Origin of the sequence: Thermophilibacter mediterraneus, from assembly GCF_900119385.1 — a bacterium.
GTDB lineage: Bacteria > Actinomycetota > Coriobacteriia > Coriobacteriales > Atopobiaceae > Thermophilibacter > Thermophilibacter mediterraneus.
On the sequence record NZ_FPKO01000006.1, the window covers coordinates 1 to 6,950 of the forward strand.

The 6,950-nt window shown below is 66.9% G+C and carries 7 protein-coding genes; 4 read left to right on the forward strand and 3 right to left on the reverse strand.

Going from position 1 to position 6,950, the window contains the following annotated elements:
• Positions 1-303: 303 nt before the first annotated feature.
• Positions 304-1,338, reverse strand: coding sequence for a glycosyltransferase family 2 protein (locus BQ7106_RS00080; RefSeq protein WP_072369430.1), 1,035 nt, complete (start codon positions 1,336-1,338; stop codon positions 304-306).
• Positions 1,339-1,410: 72 nt separating this feature from the next.
• The gene (gene glf, locus BQ7106_RS00085; RefSeq protein WP_072369431.1) at positions 1,411-2,613 is read right to left on the reverse strand and encodes a UDP-galactopyranose mutase; all 1,203 of its coding nucleotides are present in this window, start codon (positions 2,611-2,613) and stop codon (positions 1,411-1,413) included.
• 202 nt (positions 2,614-2,815) lie between these two features.
• Here glf and pta point away from each other — a divergent pair, with 202 nt between their 5' ends.
• The 3 genes from pta to BQ7106_RS10950 all read left to right on the forward strand — a co-directional run bounded on the left by pta (position 2,816) and on the right by BQ7106_RS10950 (position 4,613).
• Positions 2,816-3,811: a phosphate acetyltransferase gene (gene pta, locus BQ7106_RS00090; RefSeq protein WP_072369432.1), complete on the forward strand. Its 996-nt coding sequence runs from the start codon at positions 2,816-2,818 to the stop codon at positions 3,809-3,811.
• A gap of 243 nt (positions 3,812-4,054) precedes the next feature.
• The gene (locus BQ7106_RS00095) at positions 4,055-4,321 is read left to right on the forward strand and encodes a PqqD family protein (RefSeq protein WP_072369435.1); all 267 of its coding nucleotides are present in this window, start codon (positions 4,055-4,057) and stop codon (positions 4,319-4,321) included.
• Positions 4,322-4,445: 124 nt separating this feature from the next.
• Positions 4,446-4,613: a hypothetical protein gene (locus tag BQ7106_RS10950; RefSeq protein WP_159431251.1), complete on the forward strand. Its 168-nt coding sequence runs from the start codon at positions 4,446-4,448 to the stop codon at positions 4,611-4,613.
• A gap of 68 nt (positions 4,614-4,681) precedes the next feature.
• Here BQ7106_RS10950 and pckA read toward each other — a convergent pair whose 3' ends face one another.
• Complete coding sequence (gene pckA, locus BQ7106_RS00100) at positions 4,682-6,289, reverse strand: phosphoenolpyruvate carboxykinase (ATP) (protein ID WP_129583747.1); 1,608 nt, start codon at positions 6,287-6,289, stop codon at positions 4,682-4,684.
• A gap of 234 nt (positions 6,290-6,523) precedes the next feature.
• Between pckA and BQ7106_RS00105 the strand changes: the two genes are divergently transcribed.
• Positions 6,524-6,950 (forward strand): aldose epimerase family protein (locus tag BQ7106_RS00105; protein ID WP_476756163.1); only part of this gene is annotated, 427 nt, incomplete at its 3' end.

Sequence of the window (6,950 nt, forward strand, 5' to 3'; positions counted from 1 at the left end):
TCCGGGAAAGGAAGGCCGCATGATGCTGTAGAATAGAGCTGATTCCGGGTGATGCTCCGATTGCTCGGGCAGGCTAAAGCCTGCACCTCGCAATCGGAGAGATGACACCAACTTTTGGCACGCAACCCGAGTGTACGCGGCGCAGCGCGCACTCGGCGCGCATTTTGTCCGAGCGGTCACGAATCCCGCCCAATGCGCGTAGGGCAGCGCGCACTCGGCGCGCTTCCTGTCCCCCGGTCACGAATCCCGCCCAATGCGCGCACGCCAGCGCGCACTCGGCGCAATCGTCCCCCGCTCGCGGGGCTAGTTGAACTTCACGAGCTTCTGGGCGGCTCGATAGCCCGCCAGCGTGAGCGCGCGGCCCACGGTGCCCGGCAGGTTGGTCGCCATGCCCACGATGCCATGGCGCGCGCGGCGGTACATGCGCCTGTCGTACGCCTTGAGCTCGTCCCAGAGCCTCTGCAGCTCGTCCATGGCGTCGGGCCGGTCGCTCTTCTTCGAGAAGACCGAGCAGATCGCCATGATGATCGTGAAGTAGTTCATCATGTAGCTGCGCAGCTTCACGGAGTCGATGTCGTCGTAGACGTGGTAGGCGCGCATCATGACGCGCGCCACGCGCCAGTAGTGGTCCACGCGACTCGTGAGGACCTTGTCGTTGACGGACTGGTCCTCGCGGCCGATGAAGTAGCGGTAGACGTCGACGTCGAGGTAGTAGATGCTGCGGCACCGGGGGAACGGGACGTACGCGTAGATGTTGTCGACGTAGAACGTGTGCGCCGGCATGTCGAGCCTCGACTCGCGCAGAACGTCGACGCGATAGGTGAGCGCGTGCATGAGCAGGTACTGCCACATCATGAAGTGGCCCATGTTGTTCCAGGTGAAGACCTTGTCGACGGGCAGCACGTGGCGGTAGTCGACGACGTTGTGCGTGTTGTCCTCGACATGCTCGTACACATAGTTGGTGATGACGAGGTCGACGTGCTCCCCGAGCCCGATGAAGTAGCGGAGCTTCTCGAGCAGGGCGCGCACCGCGTCGGCGTCGACCCAGTCGTCGGAGTCGACGTTCTTGAAGTAGACGCCGCTCGCGTTTGCCACGGCCTTCATGACTGCCGCGCCGTGACCGCCGTTCTCCTGGTGCACCGCCTTGATGATCTGGGGGTAGCGCCGCTCCCAGGCGTCGGCGCGCTCGGGGGTGTCGTCCTTCGTGGAGCCGTCGTCGACGATGACGATCTCGACGTCCTCGGCGTAGCCCGTGCCCTCGAGGATCGACTCGATGCAGTGGTCCATGTACGCCGAGGAGTTGTAGCAGGGGATGCCGAACGTGATGGTCTTGGTCATCTGGGTTCCTTCTGTGCCGGTTCACGAAGCAGGCCCCGGTCGGGGCCTGCCGGGCGACGCATGCGTCGGCCCCTAGTTGTGCTGGGAAACGATCTCGTCGGACAGGTCGAGCGCCGATGCGACGACGCCGTCCATGTCGTAGTAGCGGTACTCGGCAAGGCGCCCGACGCAGTGGAAGTTCACGACGCCGTCGACGCGCGAGCGGTAGCGACGGTAGAGCTCGAGGTTCTGGTCCTCGAGGATGGCGTAGTAGGGGGTCTCGCCGCTGCCGGGCGTGTAGGCCTTCGAGTACTCGCGCATGATGGTGGTCCTGCCGGGGGCCACCTGACCGGTCATGTTCTTGAACTCGGTGATGCGCGTGAAGTCCTCGCTCGTGGTGTAGTTGACGGTGCCGACCGGCTGGAACTGGTCGACGTCGAGCGTCTCGAACTCCATGTCGAGCGTGCGGTACGGCAGGGCGCCGAGGTCGAGCCCGAAGAGCTCGTCGAGCGGGCCGGTGTAGATGACCTCGCCGCCGTAGGGCCGGCCGCACACCGAGACGCTCATCTCGGACACCTTGAGCACGTCGCGCGCGTCGACGCCGAGGAAGACGGAGATGAGGTCGTGCTCGAGCATGTTCTCGAAGAGCCTGGTGTAGCCCTCCGCCGGCATGCCCTGGAACGGGGCGCCGGGGAAGTAGCGGTCGTCGTCGCCCACGAAGACCGGCACGCGGCCCGTGATCGAGGGGTCGATCTGATCGGGCGTCTGGCCCCACTGCTTCATCGTGTAGTGGAGGAAGACGTTCTCGAAGACGTAGTCGGCGACCTCGACGAGCTCGGGGTCGTTCTTCTCGCGAAGCTCCATGATGGGGACCTTCTTGTTCTCGCCGAAGGTGGCCACGAGCTTCTGGTAGAGCTTCTCGCCCTTCTCCTCGCCGAAGGCGAGCTTGAGCGAGCGGTGGTTGAAGGGGACGGGCATGAGGGTGCCGTGGATGTTGGCGAGCACCTTGTGCTGGTAGCCGGTCCACTCGGTGAAGCGCGAGAGGAACTGGTTCACGCGCTCGTTGACGGTGTGGTAGATGTGCGGCCCGTACTTGTGGACGAGGATGCCCGCGTCGTCGACGTAGTCGTAGGCGTTGCCGGCGATGTGGTCGCGACGCTCGAGGATGCAGACCTTGAAGCCGCACGACTCGGCGAGGCGGCGCGCGCACACGGCGCCGGCGTAGCCCGCCCCAACAACGATGACGTCATAGCAGTCGGGGTTGAAGCCCGCGGGCAGACCGTTCTGGATACCCATCACACGTCCTCTCACAAGTCAAAGCGTGCACGCCGCCCAGGCGGCGGGGCGAGAAGAGCGTGCGCTCGCCCAATCGTGCGAATGATTCTAGCACCTCGCCCCTATAATGGTCCCGTGCTCGTCCCCTCCCCGCCGATATGCACATATCGCCGGACGAGCGCAACAAGAGACGTGCGTTTTGTGGAGAATCGGAAGGTATGCCATGAGTGAGTTCCTGAACCGCATGAAGTCCGCCGCGAAGGCCTACAAGAAGACCATCGTCCTTCCCGAGGGCGAGGACCCGCGCACCATCGAGGCCGCCCGCACGATCGTGGCCGAGGACCTCGCCAACCTGGTGATCCTCGGCGACCCGGCCAAGATCGACGTCGAGGGGGTGACGGTCATCGACCCGACCTCCCCGACCGCCCCCAAGCACGAGGCGTACGCGCAGAAGTTCGCCGAGCTCCGCGCCAAGAAGGGCGTGACCATCGAGCAGGCGCGCGCCCAGATGATGGACGCCACCTACTACGGCACCATGATGGTCAAGATGGGCGACGCCGACGGCCTGGTCTCCGGAGCCTGCCACTCCACCGCCAACACGCTGCGCCCCGCGCTCCAGATCCTCAAGACCGCCCCGGGCACCAAGCTCGTCTCGGCCTTCATGGTCATGTGCACCAAGACGCCGCAGTTCGGCGCCGAGGGCACGCTCGTCTTCGCAGACTGCGGCCTCAACATCGACCCGACCTCCGACGAGCTCTCCGAGATCGCCATCGCCTCCGCCAACTCCTTCGCCACCTTCATGGACGGCGTCGAGCCGCGCGTCGCCATGCTCTCCTACTCCACGATGGGCTCCGCCGGCGGCGACACCGCCAAGAAGGTCCAGGAGGCCACGGCCTTCGCCAAGGAGAAGGCGCCCGAGCTCGCGATCGACGGCGACCTGCAGCTCGACGCCGCCATCGTTCCCGAGGTGGCCGCGCTCAAGGCCCCTGACTCCAAGGTCGCCGGGCACGCCAACGTGCTCGTGTTCCCCAACCTCGAGACCGGCAACATCGGCTACAAGCTGGTCCAGCGCTTCGGCGAGGCCGAGGCGTACGGCCCGATCCTGCAGGGCATCGCCAAGCCGGTGAACGACCTCTCCCGCGGCTGCTCCGCCGACGACATCGTGGGCGTCGTGGCAATCACCTCCGTCCAGGCGCAGATGGCCGAGATGCACGACTAGGCCCCGGCGAGAAGAACGTCATGCCGCGGCCCGGCAGCCTCCGCTTCGGCGGGCTGCCGGGCCGCCTCTTGTGTCCGGCCGGGCCCGCGCCCCGCGGCACGCTCGCGCTTCCGTACCCGAAAGCGGTGCGTTTGGTTCATGGGGGGACCCTCGTGACGAGCCGCGGGGGCGGCGCGTCCTAGAATCCGGAGTCACAGCGACCGGGGTCGCCCGTGACGGGCGCGCGAGGGAGGGGGCTTCCACATGAGGCTGAAGGACGGGTTCGTGCTCCGCGAGATCGCCGGCTCCTTCATGGTGGTCCCCGTCGGGAGGCGCACCCAAGAGGTCCCGGGGGTCATCGCCCTCACCGAGACCGGGGCGCTCCTCTGGCGCATGCTCGAGAAGGGCGCCGAGGAGGGGGACCTCGTGCGGTCTCTCCTCGACGAGTACGACGTCTCGGAGGACCGGGCGACCGCCGACGTGCGGGCCTTCGTCGCGAAGGCCCGCGAGCAAGGACTGCTCGAGGAGTAGCGCCGGACGCTCGGCGGCATGGGGACGATCGGCGCCGTGAACCGCGCGCCCGTACTCGCCAGCGCCGCCTTTGGTGCACGTCGAGCGGGGCCTCCCCCACCCCCACCCAGGAGGAGGGGCTCGCGTGACTGGTCCCGAGGCGGACCTCAACCGGGTCAGCTGGGCGCAGTATCGCGACGCGCCTGGCAGGGAAACACTCCTCGACGAGCTCGGGGCCCACGATCTTCTCGATGAGGGCCTTGACGCGACGCTCCTCCCCGCTCTTGACCAACAGCGGGCGGGCCCGGACTGACAGCGATCCGGGCCCGCCCGCGGCGAGCGCACTATGGTTTCTGGGGCGTCGGCGAGACGCGCGGTCGCCTAGCGACCGATTCCGATGGGCCTGGGGCCGGCGGCGCGAATCTCGGGGGCCATCGTGGAGAGGCGCTTCTCGGCGTTGTCGACGAACATCTGGGCGAGCTTCTCGGCCATCTCGTCGTAGGCGGCGCGGTCCTCCCAGGTGTTGCGCGCGTTGAGGAGCTCGGAGGGCACGTCCGGGCAGGTGGTCGGCACGTCGAGGTTGAAGCGCTCGTCGTGGACGAACTCGGAGTCGTCGATGATGCCGGACTGGGCGGCCTCGACCATCTTGCGCGTGTAGGCGAGCTTCATGCGCTTGCCGACGCCGTAGGGGCCGCCGGTCCAGCCGGTGTTGATGAGATAGACGCGAACGCCGCCCGCGTCGATCTTCTCGCCGAGCATCTGGGCGTAGACGTTGGGGTCGAGGGGCATGAACGGCTCGCCGAAGAGCGAGGAGAACGTGGGCTGGGGCTCCTTGATGCCGCGCTCGGTGCCCGCGACCTTGGAGGTGAAGCCCGTCATGAAGTGGTACATCGCCGCGTTGCGGTCGAGCTTGGAGATCGGCGGGAGGACGCCGAAGGCGTCGGCGGTCAGGAAGATGACGACGTCGGGGGTGCGCTTGGCGCGACCCTTCTTGACGGCGCCCGGCACGAAGTCGACGGGGTAGGCGACGCGGCCGTTCTCGGTGAGGGTGGTGTCGAAGTAGTCGGCGACGCGCGTCTCGTCGTCGATCACGACGTTCTCGCACATGGAGCCGAAGCGGATGGCGTTCCAGATCTGCGGCTCGGTCTCGGGCGTGATGTCGATGGTCTTGGCGTAGCAGCCGCCCTCGATGTTGAAGACCTTGTCATCGGCCCAGCCGTGCTCGTCGTCACCGATGAGCAGGCGATCCTCGGCGGCGGAGAGCGTGGTCTTGCCGGTGCCGGAGAGGCCGAAGAAGACGGTCGTGCCGTGCGAGCGCGGGTTCATGTTGCAGGAGCAGTGCATCGTGAGGACGTGGTCCTCGACGGGGAGCAGGTAGTTCATGACCGAGAAGATCGACTTCTTGATCTCGCCGCTGTACTGCGTGCCCACCACGAGGATGATGCGCTCCTGGAAGTTGATGAGCACCGCCGCCTCGGAGTTGGTCCCGTAGGTCTCGGGGTCGAGCTTGAGCGTAGGGGCGGCCATCACCACGAAGTCGGCGTCGCCGAAGTCGCGCAGCTCCTGCTCGGTCGGGCGCACGAGCATCTGGTGCACGAAGAGCGCCTGGCTCGCGAGCTCGCAGATGGCGCAGATCTTGCGCGAGTAGCGGCGGTCGGCGCCGGCGAGGCCGTGGACGACGAAGAGCCGGCGCTCGGAGAGGTGGCCGATGACCTCGGCCTTAATCTTGTTGTAGTTCTCCACCGAGAAGGGCACGTTCACGTTGCCCCACGCGATCTTGTCGTGGACGTCGGGCGTGTCGACGATGAAGCGGTCCTTGGGCGAGCGGCCGGTGTACTGGCCCGTGATGACGGAGAGAGAACCGGTGCTCGTGAGCTCGCCCTCGCCGCGCTCGACGGCGGTCTCGATGAGGACGGCCGGGGAGGCGTCGATGACGGTCTTCTCCTCGGTGTGGGCGATCCCGTAGCGCAAGAGCTCCTCGATAACCATGCAAACCTCCTTCTGGCGGCAGGTCGCCGCACGAATGCTGCAAGCAACGCGAGAGCGTGCGGCGGGAGCGCCGCGCGGCTCGTCTCGACCACTCCCCCGGAGCGGGGGCGGGGCACGTCGGACGCGAAGGGCCGTCCGTTGAGTTATTCTAGCCGTTCGCGCTCGCGACGCACGCGAGGAACTGACGCGAGAATATCATTATGGAACGTATGGGCCGATTTGATTGGAGAAGGCATGTCGGAACTCACCACCATCTCGTGCGGCAGCGTCGAGGCAACCATCGACTCCCAGGGGGCCCAGCTCATGAGCCTCAAGCACGATGGCGGCGAGTACCTCTGGCAGGGCGACGAGCGCTTCTGGCCCCGCCGCGCACCCGTGCTCTTCCCCATCGTGGGCGTGCTGAGGGGCGGCCGCGCGACGAGCGCGCAGGGCGAGGTCACGCTCAACCGCCACGGCATCGCGCGGCTCTACGACCACGCCGTCGTCGAGCGCACCGCGTCGAGCGTGACCTACGAGCTTGTCTCCACGGACGAGACCCGCGCGGCGTACCCGTACGACTTCCGGCTCAACATGGTCTACTCCGTCGCCGACGGCGCGCTGACGCAGACCTTCCGCGTGACCAACACCGGTGACGTCACGCTGCCCTTCACGGTGGGCGGGC